Annotated in this window: 16 protein-coding genes; 11 read left to right on the top strand and 5 right to left on the bottom strand. The window is 54.6% G+C overall.

The genetic code is table 11. The features are described from left to right. The first annotated feature begins 61 nt into the window (after window positions 1-61). Entirely contained in the window at window positions 62-493 is a 432-nt protein-coding gene (locus ACR0NW_RS20580; RefSeq protein ID WP_480452106.1) for a helix-turn-helix domain-containing protein, read from the top strand. Between the two features lie 95 nt (window positions 494-588). On the opposite strand, the gene ACR0NW_RS20585 is transcribed toward ACR0NW_RS20580, so the two are convergent. Further along, window positions 589-1,308: a helix-turn-helix transcriptional regulator gene (locus ACR0NW_RS20585; protein ID WP_480452105.1), complete on the bottom strand. Its 720-nt coding sequence runs from the start codon at window positions 1,306-1,308 to the stop codon at window positions 589-591. Window positions 1,309-1,393: 85 nt separating this feature from the next. Between ACR0NW_RS20585 and ACR0NW_RS20590 the strand changes: the two genes are divergently transcribed. After that, the gene (locus tag ACR0NW_RS20590; protein WP_480452104.1) at window positions 1,394-1,825 is read left to right on the top strand and encodes a RidA family protein; all 432 of its coding nucleotides are present in this window, start codon (window positions 1,394-1,396) and stop codon (window positions 1,823-1,825) included. 155 nt (window positions 1,826-1,980) lie between these two features. Here ACR0NW_RS20590 and ACR0NW_RS20595 read toward each other — a convergent pair whose 3' ends face one another. After that, entirely contained in the window at window positions 1,981-2,547 is a 567-nt protein-coding gene (locus ACR0NW_RS20595; RefSeq protein WP_480452103.1) for a cupin domain-containing protein, read from the bottom strand. A gap of 144 nt (window positions 2,548-2,691) precedes the next feature. On the opposite strand from ACR0NW_RS20595, the gene aptA reads away from it, so the two are divergent. The 9 genes from aptA to ACR0NW_RS20640 all read left to right on the top strand — a co-directional run bounded on the left by aptA (window position 2,692) and on the right by ACR0NW_RS20640 (window position 13,961). Beyond that, a complete protein-coding gene (gene aptA, locus ACR0NW_RS20600) occupies window positions 2,692-4,014 on the top strand; it encodes an omega-aminotransferase AptA (protein WP_480452101.1) in 1,323 nt (440 codons plus the stop codon). Window positions 4,015-4,048: 34 nt separating this feature from the next. Then, on the top strand, window positions 4,049-5,560 hold the full coding sequence (locus ACR0NW_RS20605; RefSeq protein WP_480452100.1) for a CoA-acylating methylmalonate-semialdehyde dehydrogenase: 1,512 nt from the start codon (window positions 4,049-4,051) through the stop codon (window positions 5,558-5,560). Window positions 5,561-5,585: 25 nt separating this feature from the next. Continuing rightward, window positions 5,586-6,695, top strand: a complete 1,110-nt coding sequence (ald, locus tag ACR0NW_RS20610; RefSeq protein ID WP_480452098.1) for an alanine dehydrogenase — start codon at window positions 5,586-5,588, stop codon at window positions 6,693-6,695. A 104-nt stretch (window positions 6,696-6,799) separates the two neighbouring features. Beyond that, complete coding sequence (dctP, locus tag ACR0NW_RS20615) at window positions 6,800-7,789, top strand: TRAP transporter substrate-binding protein DctP (protein WP_480452249.1); 990 nt, start codon at window positions 6,800-6,802, stop codon at window positions 7,787-7,789. 97 nt (window positions 7,790-7,886) lie between these two features. Further along, window positions 7,887-8,474: a TRAP transporter small permease gene (locus ACR0NW_RS20620; protein WP_480452097.1), complete on the top strand. Its 588-nt coding sequence runs from the start codon at window positions 7,887-7,889 to the stop codon at window positions 8,472-8,474. Then, window positions 8,471-9,763 carry a TRAP transporter large permease gene (locus tag ACR0NW_RS20625; protein ID WP_480452096.1) on the top strand — a complete coding sequence of 431 codons (1,293 nt, stop codon included), beginning with the start codon at window positions 8,471-8,473 and terminating at the stop codon, window positions 9,761-9,763. Before ACR0NW_RS20620 ends, ACR0NW_RS20625 begins: the two co-directional genes overlap by 4 nt. A 142-nt stretch (window positions 9,764-9,905) precedes the next feature. Next, the gene (locus ACR0NW_RS20630) at window positions 9,906-10,316 is read left to right on the top strand and encodes a universal stress protein (protein ID WP_480452095.1); all 411 of its coding nucleotides are present in this window, start codon (window positions 9,906-9,908) and stop codon (window positions 10,314-10,316) included. 262 nt (window positions 10,317-10,578) lie between these two features. Next, window positions 10,579-11,856, top strand: a complete 1,278-nt coding sequence (locus tag ACR0NW_RS20635; RefSeq protein ID WP_480791899.1) for an adenylate/guanylate cyclase domain-containing protein — start codon at window positions 10,579-10,581, stop codon at window positions 11,854-11,856. Between the two features lie 329 nt (window positions 11,857-12,185). Beyond that, a complete protein-coding gene (locus tag ACR0NW_RS20640) occupies window positions 12,186-13,961 on the top strand; it encodes an amidohydrolase (RefSeq protein ID WP_480452092.1) in 1,776 nt (591 codons plus the stop codon). Window positions 13,962-14,348: 387 nt separating this feature from the next. Here ACR0NW_RS20640 and ACR0NW_RS20645 read toward each other — a convergent pair whose 3' ends face one another. From ACR0NW_RS20645 to ACR0NW_RS20655, 3 genes are read right to left on the bottom strand one after another with little or no spacing between them, the layout of a single operon-like run. Beyond that, window positions 14,349-17,240 carry an autotransporter outer membrane beta-barrel domain-containing protein gene (locus tag ACR0NW_RS20645; protein WP_480452091.1) on the bottom strand — a complete coding sequence of 964 codons (2,892 nt, stop codon included), beginning with the start codon at window positions 17,238-17,240 and terminating at the stop codon, window positions 14,349-14,351. Window positions 17,241-17,296: 56 nt separating this feature from the next. Then, complete coding sequence (locus ACR0NW_RS20650; protein WP_480452089.1) at window positions 17,297-17,875, bottom strand: DUF4915 domain-containing protein; 579 nt, start codon at window positions 17,873-17,875, stop codon at window positions 17,297-17,299. Window positions 17,876-17,903: 28 nt separating this feature from the next. Next, the gene (locus ACR0NW_RS20655) at window positions 17,904-22,634 is read right to left on the bottom strand and encodes a beta strand repeat-containing protein (protein WP_480452087.1); all 4,731 of its coding nucleotides are present in this window, start codon (window positions 22,632-22,634) and stop codon (window positions 17,904-17,906) included. Window positions 22,635-22,996 lie beyond the last annotated feature (362 nt).

The raw sequence follows: 22,996 nt of genomic DNA on the forward strand, positions 1-22,996 counted from the left end.
CTGTTGATGTTTTACAGTGGAGAAGCAACATGCAACTTCAAGCCCACTTGAGGTCAAGACCATGCTCGACATTTCCGAACTCTCTCGCGAAAGCGGATTTTCACCGTCAAAACTCCGCTATTATGAAGAGGTTGGCCTGATCCGGTCGGTGGGTCGACGGGGATTGAAACGTTTGTATGAGGATGAGGTGAAGACGCGAATTTCCCTCATTTCTCTTGCGCAAACCGCCGGGTTTTCACTCGGCGAAATCAAAGAGACGATAGGTTCAGAAGGCAGGCCCGATCTGGATCGTAGGGTTCTGGCGGCAAGGGCCGATGCAATTGACGTGAGGATTAAGGAACTGACGGCCTTACGGGACGGCCTCCGCCATGTCGTGACCTGCACCGCCGAAAACCATCTGGATTGCCCTCGGTTTCAGCGCATCATCCGTGTTGCGCTGACGAAGAAGCAGGTCGATGAGAAACGTTCCAAAAAGAGACCCGAAAAGGGGTGAAGGAATTGTGCGTGGACCCCGATCCACAATTTTGGGGCTGTTGACGGTTCAAGATACTGGAACACTGCCGCCCGGACTTCACGCGTTTCTGGTGTTCAGCGCGGTAGTTCACTGAAAGGACAGACATCGTCCTCGAACGGAACATGCCGTCTCCGGAACGATGTTCCCTCGACGATCTCGGGCCGGCTGATCCGATCCATGCGAAAGTGCCGGAAATCCTCACGGCTGGAATCCCAAGCTACGAGATACCAGAGCGGCGGCAGGATGAGCATAGCTTGCGGTTCGACTTCGCGCCTCGTTTCCGCACCCTTGGCGTCCCGGTAGCCGAAGCGCAGGTTTTGCTGTTGCAGAAACGCGGTTTCGAAGGCTGGCAAAAGCGCAGGGTCAATAGTGCCCATGTCCGAGATGTCCTGTTTAGGCGAAAGTTGTCCGACATGCAGACAGTCAAGGAACCTGCGCAGATCTCGCACCTTGTCCGACGGTAGAGCCTTCTCAATCTTGGCAAGCCCCGCGTCGGCGAGACCAGAAAAGGGAAGGCTTCGCGCCGCACGCATGGCTGCGACACTGACGAGAAGAGCAAACACCTCTGAGACCGAGAGACGCGCGGTGGTTTGCACGGATTGCGGATCAAGTTGCACGCCACCACCGCGCCCACATTCGGAATGGATAACAAAGCCCTGGTCCCGCAACGCCTTAATATCGCGCAAAATCGTTCGCCTGGATGCACCAACCTGACTGGCAAGTTCCTCGACCGTTGCTGTTCCGTTACGGCGAAGTGCGCGCACGATGGCATCATGTCGGAGACGGATGTTCATTTACTCACCTTAGCACATTTGGTGACAAATTTTGTCACCGTTGAGTTCTAAGTCGATCCCGGACCACTCAACAAGGAGAATGAACATGACGTCCCGAGATCAGAATACATCCAGTGGTGCACTGCCGATCATCGTCAATCCGCCGCATCTGCATGATCCCACGCCAAACGGCTATAGCACGGCAGTCGTGTCTCCTGCTGCAGGACAGCTTGCCTTTGTCTCAGGACAGGGCGGACAGGATCAGCTCGGCAACCTATCGCCGGAGTTCGGAAAGCAGGTTGAGCGGGCCTATGCCAATCTGGCTGCAGTTCTCGACGCGCTCGGCGCTCTCCCTCGTCATGTGGTGAAGCTGACCGTGTTCGTGGTCGACCACGATATGTCGAAGCTGGGTGTGCTGGCCGAAAATGTGCTGCGGATGTTTGGCGACACATTGCCCGCGCAAACGTTGATCCCTGTTCCGAAGCTCGCCATTGACGCGATGCTTTTCGAGGTCGAAGCCATCGTGCTTTTGGATTGAGTGCTCGATTGCGGCGGCGACTTGCCGCCGCAATCACTAACGCTACCTGGCTCGTAAAGTGGAAGCTGACATTCGCAAACTGCGCAGCTTCGGTTACCATATGGCTCTTCCCAAGAAATACCGAACAGTTCCAGAAGAGGGCTCTTGTGGTTTAGTCAGAATGACGATGGAGTACATGCGCTAATGACTTTGCATGGTGTGTCTCCAGCGTTTCGAAACCTGTGTGGCAGTATGCTCGAGAAATAGTATGCGTCTCCGGGCCCCAACACCCTGGACTGCCCATCTACCGTCACTTCGAGACGGCCTTCTATCACCACCGCGCATTCCTCTCCTTCGTGCGACAGCTCAGCACGCCCCGAGTCAGCGCCGGCATCGTACTCTTCGATAAGCATCTGTAGTTTTCTGTTTCGACGCTCACCCGCGACAAGCAGATAGGAAACTCCGGGTGATCCAAGATCACGCATGCTGCTGTGGGGGAAATAGAAGCTCTCGTCGTTTTTGAGCTCGAAGCTGAAAAAGAACCCCAGATTGACATCGACGCCTGCAAGGATCTTTTTTAGCAACGCCACAGAAGGTTGGGTCGAACCGCTTTCGATTTGAGAAATCGTCCCGCTGCCCACTCCCGCGCGTTTGGCCATCTCACGCTGACTGAGACCTTTTGAGGTGCGAATCAATCGCAGCCGTCTTGCGGTTTCAAGATCGAATGTCGAAGAGTCACCCATTGTGATTTCCTGCTTTTGATCGAAAGCACTTTAGGCGGACCAAGTCTGTTTTTCAATAACTTACAGAAACCCATAAAGCCGGGTGTGCGGAACGCCTGAACTCTGCAAGGATCTGTCACCAAATGAAAATCTGCTTCACGAGGAATGGACGTGCTCGATCAACCCAACACAATGTCATCGTTTTGGATGCCGTTTTCAGCCAATCGTGATTTCCTTCGCGAGCCCCGTATGATCCAATCGGCCGACGGAATGTACTACACCAGTTCCGATGGCCGGAAGGTCATGGATGGCACCGCCGGGCTGTGGTGCGTCAACGCAGGTCATCGTGATCCGCTGATCGTTGAAGCGGTGCAGAAACAGGTGCACGAGTTGGATTATGCACCGAATTTCCAGTTCTCCCACCCTCAGGCGTTTGAGTTGTCGGCTAAGTTGACAGCGATGATGCCTGAGGGATTGAACCACGCCTTCTTCACCAACTCTGGCTCCGAGTCCGTCGACACGGCACTCAAAATCGCGCTGCATTATCACCGGATGCGCGGAGACGGCACGCGCACGCGTTTGATCGGGCGTGAGCGCGGTTACCACGGTACCGGCTTCGGCGGCATCTCGGTCGGCGGTATCGTGAAAAACCGGATGCATTTCGGGACACTCCTTACAGGAGTGGATCATCTGCGCCACACACATGATACAGAGAAGAATGCCTTTTCACGCGGCTGCCCGGAACACGGTGCGGCACTGGCGGATGATCTGGAACGATTGGTCGCGCTTCACGATGCATCGACCATTGCGGCAGTGATCGTTGAGCCGATGGCCGGATCCACCGGTGTGCTTCTGCCGCCGAAAGGATACCTGAAGCGGCTGCGTGAAATCTGCGACCGTCATGGCATTCTGCTGATTTTCGATGAGGTCATTACCGCCTTTGGTCGTTTGGGCGCAGCTACAGCATCGGAGTATTTCGATGTAAAGCCAGATATCATCACGACGGCAAAAGGCCTTACCAACGGTGTCATCCCGATGGGTGCGGTCATCGTTTCGGACAAGATTTATGACTCGGCGATGGAAAACGCCGATGCGCCGATTGAGCTGTTCCACGGCTATACCTACTCCGCCAACCCGGTGTCCTGTGCCGCTGCGTTGGCTACGCTGGAAAGCTACAAGCAGAACGATCTGTTCCGCCGCGCTGCGTTGCTGTCGGTGCCTTGGGAGGATCAGCTTCACAGCCTCAAAGGCCTGCCAAATGTCATCGATATTCGAAATCTGGGACTGGTGGGTGCAGTCGAGCTTGCACCACGAGAGGGCGCGCCAGGTGCAAGGGGCTATGATGCGATGAAACGGGCTTGGGACGCCGGAATAATGATCCGGGTCACAGGTGACATCATCGCGCTGTCGCCACCACTGATTATCTCGGAACCTGAAATAACGACGCTCTGTCAAACACTTGGAGAGGTATTGGCTGACTTGCCATAACCCCTGACTTCTAACCCCAAAAAGGACTGACATCATGAAAGATGTATCCCCGATCGCTTTGATCGGCCACTACATTAATGGCCAAATCACTGCTCCTACCGATAAAAATACCCAGCCGGTCTTCAATCCCGCAACCGGTGCGCAAACCGGAGAGGTGTCGCTGGCGAGCGTTCAGACTGTGAATGATGCAGTGGCCGCTGCCAAAGCTGCGTTCCCTAAATGGTCGAACACGCCCCCGATCCGCCGCGCCCGCCTTATGAACAACTTTCTGGCCCTGGTGCGCGAGCATAAGGACGAATTGGCGCGCGCCATCACGGTCGAGCATGGCAAGGTTTTCACCGATGCGCAGGGCGAAGTTGAGCGCGGTATTGACATCATCGAGTTTGCCTGCGGCATTCCGCAACTCCTCAAGGGCGACTACACCGAGCAGGTCTCCACCGGCATGGACAATTGGACCACGCGTCAGGCGTTGGGTGTTGTCGCCGGGATCACTCCGTTCAACTTCCCAGTCATGGTGCCGATGTGGATGTTCCCGATCGCCATCGCCGCAGGCAATACCTTTATCCTGAAGCCGTCGCCGACCGACCCGTCAGCCTCCTTGCTGTACGCGGATCTGATGCAGAGGGCCGGTTTCCCCGATGGCGTGTTCAACGTCGTTCAGGGTGACAAGGTCGCCGTGGATGCGTTGCTGGAAAATGACGACGTCAAGGCCGTGTCCTTCGTCGGTTCGACACCGATTGCCAACTACATCTACGAGGTCGGTGCGCGGCACGGCAAGCGCGTGCAGGCTCTGGGTGGTGCGAAGAACCACATGCTGGTGATGCCAGACGCTGATATGAACAAGGCAGCCGATGCACTGATCGGCGCGGCCTATGGCTCGGCCGGAGAGCGCTGCATGGCGATCTCGGTTGCCCTGCTGGTTGGTGATGCCGCCGACAAGTTGATGCCTATCCTGAAAGAACGCGCCGAAACCTTGAAGGTCAAAAACGGTCTTGAGCTGGACGCCGAAATGGGCCCGATCGTCACCGCCGCCGCGCGAGACAGGATCAAAGGGTACATCGACTCCGGTGTCGCAGAAGGGGCAGACCTTCTGGTTGATGGCCGAGACTATACCGTCGAAGGACATGAGGAAGGTTTCTTCCTGGGCGGTACCCTTTTCGACAACGTCACCCCAGACATGAAGATCTACAAGGAAGAGATCTTTGGCCCCGTGCTGTCCTGCGTCCGCGTCTCGAACTTTGCCGAAGGCCTGCAACTGATCAACGACCACGAATTTGGCAACGGTGTATCGCTGTTCACCCGTGACGGCAACGTTGCGCGCGAATTCGGTAAGCAGGTTCAGGTCGGCATGGTCGGCGTCAACGTTCCGATCCCGGTGCCGATGGCCTGGCATGGTTTTGGCGGCTGGAAGAAAAGCCTGTTCGGCGACATGCACGCCTATGGCGAAGAAGGCGTTCGTTTCTACACCAAGCAGAAATCCATCATGCAGCGCTGGCCCGAGAGCATCTCGGAAGGTGCCGAGTTCGTCATGCCAACGGCAAAATGATCATCCGATCCAAGGAGTGAAGAACATGTTCATTGGGGTTCCCAAGGAAATCAAGAACCATGAATACCGGGTCGGCCTGACCCCCGAAAGCGTCGCAGAGCTGGTTTCACATGGTCACAACGTCATAGTAGAGACCAATGCCGGGATCGGCATAGGGGCTGATGACGATGCCTATCGGGCTGCTGGTGCGGAAATTGCCGGAACTGCGGCCGATATCTTTGCCAATGCAGAGATGATCGTGAAGGTAAAGGAACCCCAGGCCGTGGAACGCACCATGCTGCGCGAAGGTCAGATACTATACACCTATCTGCATCTTGCCCCCGATCCGGAGCAAACCAAAGATCTGGTCGACTCGGGCGCGGTCTGCATCGCATATGAAACTGTCACCGACGACAATGGTGGTCTGCCTCTGCTGAAACCGATGAGCCAGGTTGCCGGTCGCATGTCGATCCAGGCCGGTGCCAGCGCGTTGGAGAAAGCAAAGGGTGGACTGGGCGTATTGCTGGGCGGTGTGCCCGGTGTGAAACCCGGCAAAGTTGTCGTCATCGGCGGTGGAGTTGTTGGGTTCAACGCTGCGCAAATGGCTGTCGGCTTGCATGCGGACGTGACCATTCTGGATCGCAACCCAGCAGTTCTGGAGAAATTGGAGAACCATTTCGAGGCGTCGGCCAAGGTTGTCTATTCGACCAAAGCCGCGCTGGAGGAAGAAGTCACAAATGCTGATCTGGTTGTCGGCGCGGTTCTGATCCCGGGTGCTGCGGCTCCCAAACTGGTAACACGCGAGCTGATTTCGAAAATGAAACCCGGTGCGGTCGTCGTGGACGTGGCGATTGACCAGGGCGGCTGCTTTGAAACGTCCAAAGCCACCACTCACGCAGAGCCCACGTACGTTGTCGACGATGTTGTACATTATTGCGTCGCCAACATGCCAGGCGCAGTCGCCCGCACATCGACCTATGCGCTCAACAACGTCACACTGCCGCACGCTCTGGCCATTGCCAACAATGGCTGGAAGCAGGCGCTGGCGGACAACCGTCACCTGATGAATGGCCTGAACGTGGCCCACGGGAAGGTGACGTACAAGGCTGTGGCCGATGACCTCGGATACGAGTTCGTCGCCCCGGAACTTTGCTGACCTGAAGCAAAGAAACGTCCCGCCGCCAGCAATGTGTCGGGACACCCACCACTGAGGAGGAAACCTTAATGATTACTAAGATTAACCGCCGCGCCCTCGGCGCGATGGGTGGCGCTGCTTTGCTTGCTGCAACCACACTCTCAACGGCAGCCGCAGCCGAAGACATGACTCTGCGTTTTGCCGGCGTATTCCCGATTGATCATCAGGGCACGAAGATGATGGAACAGGTCGCAGCGGATGTTGCAGCTGCGAATGTTGGCCTGAAAATCGAAGTTTTCCCGGCCAACCAGCTGGGTTCGGGCGAAGCGCTGTTCGAAGATGTCGCCCGCGGGAATATCGACCTGGCATCGGCGTTTATCTATGCCGATACCGATCCACGTCTCGAGTTCCTGTCAATGCCGTTCCTGCTTGGAGGATGGGATGACATGGAAAACACGCTTCTAAACATGGATTCCGAGTTCAACACCATCCTGCAAGAGATCACAGACGAATACGGTGTCCGCGTCATGGCGCAGAACCCTGAAGGCTTCATCGGCATTGTTGCGTCGCAAGAGCCCGAGAACTGGAACAGTTTTGACGATAAGGGCATGAATATTCGTGTCTGGTCGTCCAGCGTCGTGAAGTCGATGGTTGAAGAACTGGGTTACCAAGCGACAACAATGGCATGGGGCGACATCTTCCCAGCACTTCAGGCCGGTATCGTCGATGGGGCGATCTGCTGCACCAAGACTGCAACCTATTCGATCTTCGCCAAGTCGGATGTTGGCACCCACTTTGTCGAGTACAACTCGATCTCGGAACTGACAACCTTCTACGCGTCGCAGCGCACACTCGATAAGCTGAACGACGAACAGCGTGCGGCGCTGCAAGCCGCGATGACCAAAGCTTCGGAAGACTTCTTTGCCTACAACCGTGAGAACGACGAAGTCTTCGGCCAGAAACTGCTCGACAAGGGCTACACCATCCTGCGCCTGAGCGACGAAGAACAGGCCGCAATGGCCACTCATGTTCAGGAAACGGTCTGGCCCGCAATGGCGCAAAACGTCGGTCAGGACATCATTGACCGCCTGCTTTCAGCAAAAGAACAGCAATAAACACTGCGAAAAGGGCCAGCAAATCAGTTGGCCCTTTTTTGTCTCAAGCTCGACAAAGGGAGGGAGAAAGATGTCTAGCACTGAAGCTGAGCGTCCGTTGGTCGTCGAAAGTGCAGAACAGAAGAGTTCACAAAAAATCACTGACGAGTTGCCAGTTGTTATCGGGTATCCATTGAAAGTAGTGGCGTTTGTCATGAGGCAGATCGTTACATTTGCCGGTTTTCTGATGGCATTCACGTTCGGGGCTGTCGTTGTCATTCGGTATGGATTTGGCGGCGATCTATTTGCCTATGAAGAATGGCTTTTAGGCATCAGCATCATCGGCTTCTTCGCAGGCGCCGTTCTGGCCTCTGCCCGCAACCTGCATATCAACGCAGACATTCTTGGCATTGTGATCCAAAACCCAAGGCTGATCTGGTGGCGCGGCTTTGTCGTCCTGACGGTTGAAGTGCTCGTGATCCTGTTTCTCATGTACGCCTGTTACGTTTCGCTACTTGATGACTTCTCATTCCCTCGACTGCGCGCAACCCCGGTGCTGCGCATTCCATTCGTGACCTGGCGGATTGCAATCATGATTGCCTTTGGCCTCATGGCAACGTTCACGGCGGCATATTTGTACGTGCACATCCGCAAAGGGCTCGGACTTCCACTGAGATCAGACATGCAAAAAGGAGAAACCCAATGATCATCGGAGGGAGTCTCCTTATTGTCTGTTTTATGCTGCTATTAGGCGTCAGCGTTTATGTGGCATTCGGATCTGTACTGATTTTTATTGCCCTTGTTGGCGATCAATCCATCACCGGCTACCTGCCCACCGGCTCTACGGGCATCCGCTCACTGGTACTTCTGGCGATCCCGCTATTCATGATCGCTGGCGGCATCATGGAAAAAGGTAAAATCGCGGCTCCTCTTGTCTCTCTGGCTGAAATGTTCATTGGCCATATCAAAGGGGGTTTGAGCGCAGCCGGGGTACTGGCCTGTGGTGTGTTCGGCTCCATTTCCGGTAGCGCAAATGCAACGCTGACCTGTATCGGCGGTATCATGATGCCCCACCTGAAAAAGGCCAACTATCCAGGCGGGCAATCGGCGGCTCTGATCGTGGCAGCAAGTCCGCTAGGCCTGTTGATCCCACCAAGTTCGTCGCACATCCTGTATGGCTGGGTGGCGCAACAGCACGTCCTGAAGTGCTTCTTGTCCACGGTCATTCCCGCAATCATCCTGATTACGCTTCTGATTGTGGTTAATCAGTTCATGCTGCGGAAATATGACGACATCAACCTAACGGAACGCCCTAAACCGTTTCTGCCGACGTTCGGAGTTCAGGCGCGCTTGGCCGGGCCAGCGCTGATGATGCCACTCATCATTCTGGGTGGAATCTATGGTGGCATCATGACGCCAACCGAGGCTGCGGGTATTGCCGTGGTCTACTCAATCCCGATAGCGATTTACTTCTATCGTGGGCTGACCTGGAAAACCTTGGCACAGACCATCCAGAATTCAGGCGTTACGATTGGCGTGGTCATGGTAATGATCTTCATGGTTCTGATCGTGTCGGACAACCTGATCTCGCAAGGCGCCCCTCAGTTGGCCAAGGATCTGGTCTACTCAGTGTCGGACAACCCGATCGTGATCTTTCTGATGATCAACGTCGTGATGATCCTGATCGGAATGTTGATGGACGATATCTCGGGTCTGCTGCTGGCGACACCGATCTTGCTGCCCATCGCGCAGAGCACTGGAATGGATCCCATCCATTTTGCGGCTGTGATTGGCGTGAACCTGGGAATGGCGAACATCACTCCACCAACCGCGCCACTACTCTATCTTGGTGCTCAGGTTTGTGATGAGCCGGTTTCGCGCATGCTGTGGCCGACATTGATCTTCATTGTCTTTGCCTGGCTTCCCACTCTGATGCTGACAACATTCATACCAGAGCTGGCCCTCTTTCTGCCGGACCTCCTTCTCAGCAGGTAGCGGCGGGAAAGTGCAAACGCACAAGACAAAAAAAGCACGCACCCCGCTCTGACAACTGGGGTGCCTGAGCTCTCTCTCAATGATGAAGTTGGAGAGACTAGTTCGCAGCGGAAAATCGGAAACCTGAATCCAAAGGTCTGAAATGTACAAAAATATCCTAGTCGCGCTTTCGCTAGAACACGGCATCAGTGATCACGCACTTTCAGCGGCACACGCCCTTGTATCCAAAGGAGGAAAGATCACAGCAGCACATATTCACGAACCACCAAACAGGCAAATAATGTATTATATGGATGAAGGCATCGCACAAAAATCTCTCCAAAAAGCAAAGGCACGCTTAGCCGAACGACTGAAAGATGAAGCCGAGGTCTCTTCTGTCCTGATCGAAAGCCAGTCGGCAGGTCGGGCGATCACTGAATACGCCAATAAACGTAGCGTCGACTGTATCGTCCTCGCTTCACATAAACCCGGGATGAAGGAATTTTTTCTGGGATCGACAGCCGCTCTCGTCGTTCGCCACGCTCAGTGTTCTGTGCATGTACTCCGTCTATAGAGCATACCGGTGCACTAAAGAGCCCACAGACGACTTTGGAAACAGGAGCAGCATTCGTCGACAAGGGCGGAAATTGGTCATTCCTTTCATCCTTGGGGCGTCATACTGACAATGGCAAAACCGGGTGCGACACAACCTGATTAAACTGATATGTCACCGTGCTATTTTTTGTGGTCGCATCCTGATACACCTTGGCTAAGTTGGAAGCTATCGAGCCGAGGAAGAAATGCAGCCAACGACGCGATATGCGAAAAGTGGAGATGTGCATGTCGCCTATCAGCTTTTTGGCGGTGGGCCGAAGAATCTTGTTTTTGTTCCGGGGTTTATCTCTCATATCGAAAACTATTGGGACGAACCCAGATGTGCCCGGTGGTTAGATAGGTTGGCGACATTCGCGCGTGTCGTAATCTTCGATAAACGAGGGACCGGGCTGTCGGATCGAGCCGGCAACCTACCGAGCATGGATCAGCGCATGGACGATGTTCGGGCCGTTATGGACGCGGCAGGCATGGAAGAAGCCATCGTTTTGGGAATATCCGAAGGCGGTTCGTTGGCATCCTTGTTTGCGGCGCACCATCCCGAAAGGTGCCAAGGCCTTATTCTATATGGCGCATTCGCCAAGTTTACGTCTTGGTTCCCAACTGATGAAGCACTGGAACGGCTCTTTCAGTATATCGATAAAGCATGGGGAAGCGGGGAAAGCCTTCCGATGTTCGCTCCATCTATGGTGGGCGATGCCGCCTTCCAGAATTGGTGGGGCAAATTCGAAAGGCTCGGCGCAAATCCGGGAGCTGCCGCGGAGATTATGCGTATGAACAGTGAGATCGACATATCCGATGTGCTCCCAACCATCCAGGTTCCAACGCTCGTGCTTCATCGGACCGAAGATGTAAGTGTCGATGTGGCAGGAGGTCGTATGCTGGCAGACCTGATCCCAAACGCGCGCATTTTGGAGTATACGGGGTCTGACCACATTATCTTCGTGGGTGATAACACCGACGAGATCGCATCGGATATCGAGTCCTTTGTAACAGGGTCGGTCTCGACACCCAGACTTGACCGTGTGCTGGCCACTGTACTTTTTACCGATATCGTTGGTTCCACCGCAAAGGCCGAAGCGATGGGAGATCAGGCATGGAACGACTTGATTTCTGTGCACGACAAGACCGTTCGTCAGGAATTCGCTCGGTTTCGAGGCCGAGAGGTCAAGTCACTAGGTGACGGTTTTCTGGCAACTTTTGATGGTCCTGCACGTGCGATCCACTGCGCACAGGCCATTTGTCGCAGAGTTGCTCAGATCGGGTTGGATGTCCGAATTGGCGTTCATACAGGCGAAGTTGAAGTTACGGGCAATGATGTTCGTGGAATCGCAGTCAACATTGCGTCCCGGATTTCCGATCTAGGAAACGAAGCAGACGTTCTTGTATCGCGCACGGTCAAGGACTTGGTCGCAGGTTCTGGGATACGGTTTTCGAGCTTTGGCACCCACAAGCTGAAGGGTGTGCCAGACGAGTGGGCGGTATTCAAATCTGAGGTATGATTTCGCAAGGTAGAACCCTGCACAACTGCCCTTTAGTAAAATTGATCGTCTAAGGAGTGGTTAGCCGTCCAAAGCGCCAAGCTATTTACGCCAGATTGAGGAAAGCTGACCTTCGACGAACCAGAACCGAAGGACCCACTTGCGGACACAGCAAGTGTCAATTTCAGAGGTGATTGGTACTTTCTAAAGTTGCTATTGGCATTAAGATACTCAACGCTGTGCATCAGATGGGGCGCGCGTACATTGCCTGGAAGCTTGCTTGAGGGACCCGTTCCGCCGATCCTTGCGTTAGCGAGGATCAATGTTTGTACAATGAATGGATCGCACTCATGACCTTTTCTGTTGGCTTCCTTACAGCGTCCGTTGCATCAATCGTCCTTGCGGTGACGGCTGTACAGGCGCAAACCGCCAACACCATCTACACCAATGCGCAGGTCTATACGGTCAACCCTGATCAAGAATGGGCCGAGGCGTTTGCCATTGAGGATGGACGTTTCATTGCTGTCGGTTCAGCAGAAGAAGTCGCTGCGCTGGCTGGGAACGAAACTGAAACGATCGACCTCGCGGGTGCGATGGTGCTGCCCGGCCTTTATGACATCCATGTTCATTTCCGCAATTGGTATGTCGCCGCGGCATTGTCTGACGAGGTGATCCTACTCCCCGGCGATGCCGATCCGGAAGCAGCAGCGGAGCTAATTCGCGATTTTGTAGCCGCGAGACCAGAACTCGAGTTCCTTTTTGGATCTGGATTGGCCAACGAGCTGTTTGATGGAGAACCGACCACTGCCTGGCTTGACGAGGCGGTCTCTGACATTCCGGTCTACATTATTACCGCGACCGGGCATGAGGCCGTGCTGAATACACCGGCGATGATCGATAGCGGTATTGATGTTGATACGCCGGACCCACGGAACGGGATCATCGTGCGGGACCCTGAAACAGGAGAAGCAACAGGCTACATGAAAGAGGCTGCGATGGGTCTCTATGCGATGCCATTTCTACGTAGTCTGGAACTTGAAACCCACGTTGACGGCACAAGAGACGTGTTACACTTGCTTGCCTCAATGGGGGTGACATCGGCCAGGAACATGCACAGCGAATTGATTCAGGTGCAGGCGCTAAACCAACTTGCCACAACCGAGGGGCTGCCGATCAGGGTCAGCGTGGCGTGGACCTACGATTCTCCGACGCGGGCATATCAATCCGTGGAAGATCAACGTGCTGCAATCGATATGTTTCAAGACATGATCGCGCCGCGGCTCGATCCAACCTTTATAAAGGTCAATATCGATGGCATCCCGACTGAGACCGGTGCGATGCTGGAACCTTTCCTGACGAACGACCCGGAAGTGGAACAGTCCCAGTCTGACGCGGGTTCACAGTATGATCCTCTTGCTTCTGGTCAAGGGGACTACGGACTGATCTTCTTCACCGAAGAAGAACTTGTGGCCGACATCATACGGTTTGAAGAACAAGGTATGAAAGGCATGGTTTTCCACACTGTGGGTGACCGCGGTGCTCGGCTTGTTCTGGACGCAATGGAAATCGCACGGAACCAACTGGGTGAGTTGAAAGGCCGCTACCAGCTTGCCCACTCGTTTTTCATATCCGAAGAAGACATGCCTAGACTGGTGGAACTCGATCTGACACCGGAATTCTCGCCCGTACTATGGTTTTCGAACCCTCACAACGACGTCGTCAACCGCGTGGTTGGTCCGGAACGCGCGCAGAGGGTTTTCCCAATGCGCTCGGTCGCTGATGCCGGAGGACGGGTCGTTATCGCTTCTGATGGTCCGCTGTTCATGCAAACACCATTGGCATCGATAGAGGCGGCCGTAACTCGTATCGATCCTGTGGCCGACACGAGTCCACCCGATCCTGCGGTGGGTCAAGCGATCACGCTAAAGGAGGCCATTTCGGCCCGAACAATCAACTCTGCATACCTGGATTTTGCGGACGAGGAGCTTGGCTCAATCGAAACTGGCAAGCTTGCAGATTTCATCGTACTTGACCGCAACCTCTTTGAAATCCCGATCGCGGAAGTCAGTGAGGCGCAGATATTAAAGACGTTCGTCGAGGGCGAAGCGGTTTTCGAGGCTAAATAACGTTTTGAGCTGTTTTTAGGCAGCTCACTAGCACCAAGGCTTTCGAAAGAGACGCAAGGTTAGGGTTTTCTTGCAGGTTACATAGCCATGCGCCCGCAGACGCTCCGGACTCAATTCGGCGAGAACGTACGCCTGTACAAATGTCCGCTTCAGGACATGGCCATAAACTATGCAAAGTCCGCTATCCGCGCTCCCCTGTCATTGGTGCATCGTACAGCATTGGTCACGGTGGGCTCAGTATTGCCGCTCTCCGCAGCTTGCATGATTGACTGGTCGCAGCCCTTAGCGGACATACGTCTAACGTGAAAAGCAAAAGCTCTTGGCTTCCAATCTCAATTTTCGAGTTTTTGTGCGGGAACTCGAAGAATCTGAGCTGTTTCGATGGTCTCAGAACCGAATTTCAAACCCGACATTCCCGCCAAAGGCATAGTCGCTGGAATTGCTGCCCAATCCCGATTCTCCGCTAATCTCTCCAAATAGCGTTGTTCTGGCGGATAATGCCAAATGCCCCCCAACCGTCAGAGCAGCGGTGTTCTTGCCGCGCGCAGTCACGATGGTGTTTCGGGCAAAGGTCACAGCGGTTTCATTGTCGAAAGCATGGTAGTAATCCACTTGACCATACAGCACAGACTTGCCCACAAAATCGCGCTCGGCACGCAAACCAAGGCGCGCGGTCAGGGTGTCCCCGTCTTCCAGCGAACCGGTTTGACCACCGCCGGCCAGATTGATGACATCGTCAGTATTGATGTCGCTGTACATTAGTTGCGCTTGCGGGACTAACGTCAGTCCGTTCTGCAGATTGAAGGGTTTGCCAACCTCAACAGACAAGCCATAGCCGCGGCTATCGGTATCAACCCCAACTCCACCGCTTGGTCGGGTGGTGCTGTCAAAATAAGCGTAGCGAATTTGCCCGTCGATATAGAGCTGGCTGTTCGCGATCCACAGCGCGCTGAGCGTTGCGTCATAAGCATCAGTGTCGATGTCTGCACTGGTCAGCGTTGTGGTTACATTCGTCGACAGGCTATTGAAGCCGAACTCTAACCCGCCGATCAACTGACCACCTGCAACCCCGGCCAGCGGCAGACCCGCGCCAAAGCGCAATCCTCCGCTATTGGTTTCCACATCGCGATCATCGAAAGTGTAGCTATCGCGTTGGCCTTGAGCCTCCACCCAGACCAGAGGGCGTGTGGTTGAGGTTAGCTCGTTCAACGCGCGACTGACTGTGTTGGCCTCGGATGCGCCCTGTCGTGTGGCGCTCATGATTCGCCGTAGCGCTGAACCAAAGGTTAATTGGTCACTGACCTGTTGTATGCCTGCGGCCAAGAATTCACCGCCGGGGTTCTGATTGACCTCGCTGGGATCGCCACTATTCGAGCCAGGGTTGCCGAACGGTGTCAGGATAAACTCACCAGCGGCGGTATCATATTCCAGAACATACGCTATCTCTCCGTCACTGATCGCCTGATCGCCGTCAATGGTAACAAAATCGGCGTTGACCAGCTGGAAATCTCCTTCGGTGCTCGCGCCGGTAACCGTGGCCAACGTAAAATCATGCACGGTTCCATTGCCGCTGCCGGATTTGGTCACTTGCAAACCCTGACGGGCCCCTGCGCTGTCACCTTGCACGAAAACCTGATCATTCGCGCCAGTGCTTAGGTTCACATCCAATCCAATTAAGCCGTTGCCAGACAGGTCTGCACCAAAAGTCAGCCGGTCGCCGCTTTGCCCATCGGCCAGCGAGATCAGACCGTCATTGAGGACATTGCCGCTCAGCACAGCGTTGCCCAACCCAGCGGCCCCGGCCAGGAATTGGCCAGTCGCATTCACCTGCAAGTCACCGCCAAAGGCAAAGTCCGCATTTTGCGCTGTGATAGTCGCACCACTGTCAATCTGGATCGTTTGCAATGCCCCCGTATCTGCGCTGTTCAGCGTCAGATCGCTGCCGTTATTGGCGTTCAGCGTTTCCCAGTTGGTGAACAAGGCTCCGTCGAAGGTGCCAGTGAAGCCCGAGAGAGTGAGATCGTCTTCGGTACCGCCACCACCATCGAACAGAGTCGCGGAGCTGATATCGGCACCGCCCTCAATCGTCAGGGCATCTTTGCCATTACTTAAAAGCACCGCACCACTGACGGCTGATCCCGACCGCAACGTCACCTGGCTGTCGCTGTCCTTGACCGTTAATGCGTTACCGGAACTGGAAGAGAGCGATGCGCCATTCTGTAGATCAATCACTGTCAGTTGGCCCACACCATTCTGGGCTGATACAGCCGGAGCACGCCCCCCGCGCACATTGCCGGACACGGTTATGGTCAGTGTGCCAGAGCCATAGTTTGCCGCCTGAATACCTGTGTTTCTACCCGATACGTCGCCCGTCGTGGTAATTGAAAGATCGGTGCCATAATTTCGAACGTGTATGCCGCTGAATGAGCGGCCCGAGACATCCGCAGCTACAATTGTCATCGCACCTGTTCCATAATTGGTCGCGTTAATCCCGCTGTCGGAACCATAAACAGTTCCTGATGCAGTGATTGAAAGATCACCGGAATCATTCGCCGCAAAGATACCGTTTCCGCTAGTACCGGTTACGTCAGCGGCCGATATAGTCATTGGTCCATTGCCGTCATTGACGGCAATTATTCCTGCGAAATTGCCCTGAACAATTCCTGTAGAGGTAATGGACAGACTGCCTGAACCGCCATAATTCCTTGCATTTATACCGTAGTATGCGGTTCCGCGCGTATCGGCTGTATTGATGGTCAGGCTGCCGGAACCATTCTGCCTGCCGTAAATTCCGGTGACACCGCCATTGACCGAACCGTTTGTCGTAATCGTCAGATCGCCGCTGTAGGCCGCACCAATATGCGCGTTTATCCCTGTGGAACCGGCTGTAATCGTCGAGTTTCTGGCATCGCTGAAGGTGATCTCCTCGCCAATCAAGTTAAGTGCGCCGCCGCTTGAGACATCCAACCCAAAACCCGGTGTAGTAGAAACCGTGAGGGGACCATTGTTTGAAAAAGACTGAGTGGTATCCGCACCCGGAACAGCAGGGCCAACGCACACGACGTTTCCACCACCGGAATCCGTACAACTGCCCGCCTGCGCAGCGCCACCGCCAAATGCAACCGTCACACCAAGGGCAATGGCCGAAACACCACCCAGAAAACGCCCTGACGTGGGCGCATAGCTGGCGACCTGTCCCTTGTGCTTGGTCATCCGCCCACCCCTGAGCAGGGTAATCGGTCTGTCTGCCTGCGCGGTGTCACTGCTCGTGGTTTTCATAGCTACTATCCCTGATTTTTTAGCTTTATGAGGTTGTTGGCTGTGCATTTGAGCGGCTAACCCGGTTTCGGTATGGTCACCAACGATGTGGCTTCCGATGTTCCTGGTGCCACGGCCAGCGGGCACAGGTGGCCCGTCAAAAGCTCCAGATCATAAAGCTCGGACACCGCTCCGTCGATGCGCAGCCAGTCGATGCAGGACTTGGTTTCCAGATTGATGATTTGAACCCCGCACCAGGGGTCGCTATCGGCCTCGGCCAGACGGGCGTCCAATTCCAGCCCCTCGAACCGCTCGTAACGCGGCTTTGACAGACCGACAAAAGCGTACCGCCCATGAATGGCCAACCCGCGCGCGAAACCGGGGCAAAAGACATGCGGAACAAAACGCCCCATGCCATCGCTGCCAATCTCCACTTCTCCCAGTTCGCCACGGCCTGAATTGAGCACCCACAGTCTCCCGCCATGCAAACGTGGTGAATGCGGCATCGAGAGGCCTTTACAGATGATCTGGTTGGTATCGACATCGATTACGATGCCCCCATCAGCACGCCTGTCGCGCCAACCATCAATCGTGTCCGACCGGCTGATCGATGTTACGTAACGGGGTCGCCCGTCCTGCATCGCCAGACCGTTCAAGTGGCACTCTCACTACCTATTCCCCGATTCAGAACGACCATTTCAAACCGGCTTTGACAAAAGGTCCCTGTGCATCGGAGCCGACTTCCTGTTCTGCATTGACTTCCAATTTCAGGCCGGAGGCAAAGTCCTTTTCATAACCGACCAGAACGCTTCCCCCCGTGAAATCCGTGCTTGGGAAGACCAGAGAATTCGTGGTCGAGAAAACAGAGACATTGGTCGACGAGTCACCCAGATTGCGCCTCAGAACACCGCTGAGTTGGCCGATCAGCGCACTACCTTTCCCGATAGCTTTTTCAGCCTCGACCCCAAGCCGGGCCTCAACAACCTCGGTTGTTACATCGCCAACCGTTGCATTCGCGAGTGAGCCCGTTTCACTATATCTGTCATCATCCTGCCGGGTGTAGCGAACGTTTCCAAAGCCCAGCAGATCGAAATTGCCTTGCAAATCGAACGACCGTTCAACACCGACGCTCAATGTGTACAAGGTTGAGTCATAGTCACCCTTGGCATCCGGGCTGCCGATGATTTCCCGGGTCTTGTCGGTCGACAAAAAGCCCACGCCCAGATCCGCCTCGACCGTATAGGCACCAAACTGGCGGCCAGCCGCAACGTTCAGATAGAAAGCATTGGTATCGAACGATGATCCGTCACTATCCCCATCGGCGGTGAACACACCGATGCCAAATGCCAAAGCCGTTCCGTTGTCCAACTGACCCGAGAAGCCGAAGCTTCCGTTCAGGATATCGACATCCGTGTCGGGACTACCTGATTGCTCGAACTGTTTCGCCTGCGCGTCGGCCATCACGTAAGGACGGAACGTGTTCACAAAGCTGTCCTCGAATGCAAGGCCGCGAGTGACCTGAGCCGGTGCGTTGTAGCTAAGCGCCTGCCCGGCGCTTCCGACCACTTCGCCGTAAGTTGCAATGACGTCACCCGGTATGAACAAGTTGGCAGAATCGACGCTTGCGTAGATCGGATTGGACCCGCCTTCATCCTCGACAAACCACGCTGATCTGCCGTCTGACACTGTTGTTGTGAAAGTGCCGGTATTGGTGTCCGCGTCCTCGAAATAAAACACGGTGCTGTCGCCGCGTGCGTCGAGGTTCACATCATGCCCGGCGACCCGCATCGTGCCTGTCACCCGGTCCTCGGTGTCGACGTTCAGAGTACCGTTCCCGCCTTCCAGGAAGATCGCGTAGGCATCGCCGCTTTCCGATGTCGCGGTGACAGTGCCCACATCGGTAATTTCGCCGTCAAAGTGCCCCACATAAATTCCAACGGCATCCGCTCCGTTGCCCGAGGCCGACGCAGTTATTTCGCCGCTGTTGGCGAGGTTATGTTGCATGCCCTCAACGTGGATGCCAAAGGCCTTGGCTTCGTCGCCGGAAACGGATGCGCTGATCACACCGCTGTTGGAAATTTGGCCCGGCGTGCCTTCGAGATAGATTCCCATAGCATCTGCATCAGAACCTGACGCCATGGCCGAAATTGCGCCGTTGCTGGTTAGATCGCCCTGCATGTCTACAACATGGATACCAAAGGCGTCCGCCCCTGCCCCGGAAACCGAAGCGCTGATTGATCCGCTGTTGTTGATTGCACCAGATGTTTCACCGATGAAAACTGCAGTTGCCGTGGTGGATGCCGTGCCGGATTGGGCATTCGCCGCAATGGCCAGGATCGTGCCGCTATTGGTAAAATCCCCGTCAAGCGTATCGGTAATGCTGATTCCTTCCGCGTTCATGAAGGAACCATCGCCTCTGGCGGTTGCGACCAGCGTGCCAGAATTTTCAACATTTCCAGTTAGCGTACCGACAATTGTCACGGCCCCGGCACTTCCTCCAACACCGCTATCAAGGTTTTCGACAGTTGCGGTAATGGATCCGGAATTGACCAGATCACCGATCAAGCTGCGAGTCGCCCCTATTCCATATGCAAAGGCGGAAGACGCTCCATCAACGGAAGCCGAAATCGTGCCGCTGTTGGACAATGTGCCATTCATATCGCCGCTGATGTTGATACCAAGTGCGGTGGCGGAAGCGATCTGGTTTCCTGTGGCGGCTGCACTGATTGTGCCCGAGTTCTCAATGTCAGAGTCGACGTCATAACGGATCAGAATCCCCGACGCGACGGCGGCAGAGCCGCTCTCATTCTCGGTGCGGGTTATGATTGACCCGGTGTTGCGGATACCGCCATCTGCGCCGAGGTCCTGGCGTATTCTAAGCCCCGCCGCACTTGCCAAATCCCCTTTTCCGGTGATCGTTGTCAGGATTGTTCCTGAGTTTTCGAACGTACCGTTCAAATCCCCTTCAATAAAGATTCCATAGGCAGTGGCAGTTGCACCACTATCTAATCCCGCGGACGTGTTGATGGTTCCCGAATTGCTGATGTCTCCGGTCACATTACCATCGACATAAACGCCGTAGGCATAAGCTTCGTCCGTTTGATCCGTGGCAATTGCGGTTATTGAACCTGAATTGGTGAAATCGCCAGTGAAGTCATTTCTGAAATAGAAACCAGCAGCCACCGCCGATGTCGCCTTGTCAGTTTTGGCAAAAACGGTGCCACTGTTTGTAACGTTACCGTTCACGTCTCCGGTAATATTGACACCGAACGCCCTAACATCACTGTCAGTGGCATTCGCGGTTGCCGTGATCACCCCAGAGTTTGACAAAGACCCGTTCAATCCAGAACTCAAATACAGGCCAAAGGCATCCGCATCATTGCTTGGGGAACTCGCTGAAGCCGAGACAACGCCGGAATTTGTCAGATCACCGTTCAGGTCACCGACGATGTACACGCCATAGGCTTCGACGTCATCACCCACAGAATTTACCGTCGTCGTGATCGATCCGGAATTTGATAGGTTTCCGCTCAATTCACCACCAACATAAAGCCCATAAGCTTCAGCGTCGCTGTCTCCCGAGCTTGCCGCAACTGCGATAGAGCCAGAGTTCGAGAAATTCCCGTTCAGATCATTTTGAAAATGAAAGCCTGAGGCCGTCACGAGGCCGCTTGAGGCCACGGTCGCTTTTACAGTCACCGTCCCGCTGTTGGTTATGTTGCCCTGCACAACGTCTTCTACAAGAACAGCGGCTGCCATCGGATCTCGTGGAAACGGAGGTGTCCGGAACGGGGGAGAATACTTCCCGTTTGAAGTTACAGAAAGACTTCCGCTGTTCGTGAAGTTACCCGTCAGCTTCTCTCGGAGATAAAACGCTATTGCATTAGCTGAGCTATAGCCACCGGCAGTTGCCACAACTTTCCCACTGTTAATGATATTACCCGTGACATCATCGCCGATAAGAACTCCGCTCGACCGTGCGATATCATCAATAACTGTCGCAGCTGCGCTGATCGTGCCTGAGTTTCTGAAATTCCCGTTCAGTTTGTCGTCGATGCGAATGCCATTAGCTTCGGCATCATCGTTCGTCGTTTTCGCTGATGCTGTGATAGAACCAGAGTTTGAGAAATTTGCCTCCAGATCATCATCTATATAGACGCCATAGGCATCGGCATCGTCGTCGACTGACGTTGCCGATACCGTGATTGAACCATAGTTCGAGACGGCCGCGTCAAGGTCATTGCCGACAAAAAGCCCGTAAGCTTTGGCGTCGTCGCTTGGAGAGCTCGCTACAACAGATATCGAGCCAGAGTTCGTGAAAGCCCCGCCCAAATCTTCGGCAATGTAAAAGCCACTTGCCACCACGCTGCCGCTGCTGACATTGGTCGCTTCAACGGTGACGGACCCGTTGTTGATAATGTCTCCATTAAGGTATTCCTCAACAAAGACTGCAGCGGCTGCTGGTATCCCGCGAGAGGGAGGCGGCCCCGGTCGAGAAAATTGTTCAATCGCAGTCGCGGTCAAACTCCCACTGTTGGTGAAATTTCCGTTCAGGTTGTATTCCAGATGAAACGCATAAGCGTTAACCGTCGACGAGTTGCCCGCCGCATGTGCCGTAACAGTCCCGCTGTTGTTGACATTGCCGGTAACATCGTCGCGGATGTGAACACCTGCCGCCTGCGCAAAACTGCCGTTGTCCGTTGCAATGGCGCTGATCGTGCCCGAGTTGTCGAAGTTCCCGTTCAGTTCATCCCTCATCAGGATGCCGGTCGCAGCCATCGTCGAGGCGTTGTCAGCTATTGCCTGAATTGTGCCACTGTTGACGACGTTGGTACCAACGTTGGAAAAGAAAACCATCCCTGTTGCGGACGCTTGGCTGAACACGCCTGAAGCGATGGCCGAGATAACCCCGGAGTTCTGAATCGTTGCGGTTGAAGTGACGGGACCGCCAACTAAAACCCCAACGGCAGATACCAATGCCGTGGCGTTGTCTGCCGTGGCCGTTATTGCGCCGATGTTAAGAAGAACACCATCGACTTGGCCCAAAACAGAGACGCCATACGCTTCGGCCCGGGCTCCGCCGTTGAAGTCAGTTTCAATCGTACCGTTATTCACAATTTGACCGGTCGTTTCCAAATCGCCGGACACAAACAAACCCGTCCCGAATAAACCACTGGAAGATGGTCTGGATATTGTACCATTGTTGGTGAAGGTGCTGCTGTAGTCGGTAGTAATCTCAACCGATGCGCCAACGCCGGTCGTTAAGCTGACGGCGCCATCGGAAGTAATCGTGTGATCTGTGTCAGTAGTGAACGTTTCAGGTGTATTCTGTGGAGACGAAATGACATCCGCTGCAGCCATTCCAACCGACAGCGCGCCCACCGACACCGACGCCAGGAACAGCGAAGGTGCCATACTTGCCACTGTCCCTTTCCATTTCACTACTCGACCGCCACGGACCACGTGATTTTTCACGTGCCGCTTCAATTTGGTACTATTCACCGACTGATCCCCTTGGAATTCTTTTTGTCGTTTTAACCGGTCAAAGAGTTCGTCAACCCAGACCGGCGCCACTCGCGAAAACCGGCACTCCCGGAAGAACTCGTAAGGACAAACTCATAAACCGACATCTTCAAGGGTCCTGAAACCACCTTTGCCTGTGCCTTCAGACTACTCGTTCAATGCCCGTTAAGCGCGAAGTAGCTTGTGTTTTCTACACGCCACACGCCTTGGGAATCTCCACTCGCAAATCCCATTTTTCTAACTTGAAGTTGAGT

The organism is Ruegeria sp. CF5 (assembly GCF_056537325.1).

Bases quoted from the DNA above. Each gene is read 5' to 3' on its own strand.
- ACR0NW_RS20580 (WP_480452106.1), top strand. From the start codon at position 62: ATGCTCGACATTTCCGAACTCTCTCGCGAAAGCGGATTTTCACCGTCA.
- ACR0NW_RS20585 (WP_480452105.1), bottom strand. From the start codon at position 1,308: ATGAACATCCGTCTCCGACATGATGCCATCGTGCGCGCACTTCGCCGT.
- ACR0NW_RS20590 (WP_480452104.1), top strand. From the start codon at position 1,394: ATGACGTCCCGAGATCAGAATACATCCAGTGGTGCACTGCCGATCATC.
- ACR0NW_RS20595 (WP_480452103.1), bottom strand. From the start codon at position 2,547: ATGGGTGACTCTTCGACATTCGATCTTGAAACCGCAAGACGGCTGCGA.
- aptA (WP_480452101.1), top strand. From the start codon at position 2,692: ATGGACGTGCTCGATCAACCCAACACAATGTCATCGTTTTGGATGCCG.
- ACR0NW_RS20605 (WP_480452100.1), top strand. From the start codon at position 4,049: ATGAAAGATGTATCCCCGATCGCTTTGATCGGCCACTACATTAATGGC.
- ald (WP_480452098.1), top strand. From the start codon at position 5,586: ATGTTCATTGGGGTTCCCAAGGAAATCAAGAACCATGAATACCGGGTC.
- dctP (WP_480452249.1), top strand. From the start codon at position 6,800: ATGGGTGGCGCTGCTTTGCTTGCTGCAACCACACTCTCAACGGCAGCC.
- ACR0NW_RS20625 (WP_480452096.1), top strand. From the start codon at position 8,471: ATGATCATCGGAGGGAGTCTCCTTATTGTCTGTTTTATGCTGCTATTA.
- ACR0NW_RS20630 (WP_480452095.1), top strand. From the start codon at position 9,906: ATGTACAAAAATATCCTAGTCGCGCTTTCGCTAGAACACGGCATCAGT.
- ACR0NW_RS20640 (WP_480452092.1), top strand. From the start codon at position 12,186: ATGACCTTTTCTGTTGGCTTCCTTACAGCGTCCGTTGCATCAATCGTC.
- ACR0NW_RS20645 (WP_480452091.1), bottom strand. From the start codon at position 17,240: ATGAAAACCACGAGCAGTGACACCGCGCAGGCAGACAGACCGATTACC.
- ACR0NW_RS20655 (WP_480452087.1), bottom strand. From the start codon at position 22,634: ATGGCACCTTCGCTGTTCCTGGCGTCGGTGTCGGTGGGCGCGCTGTCG.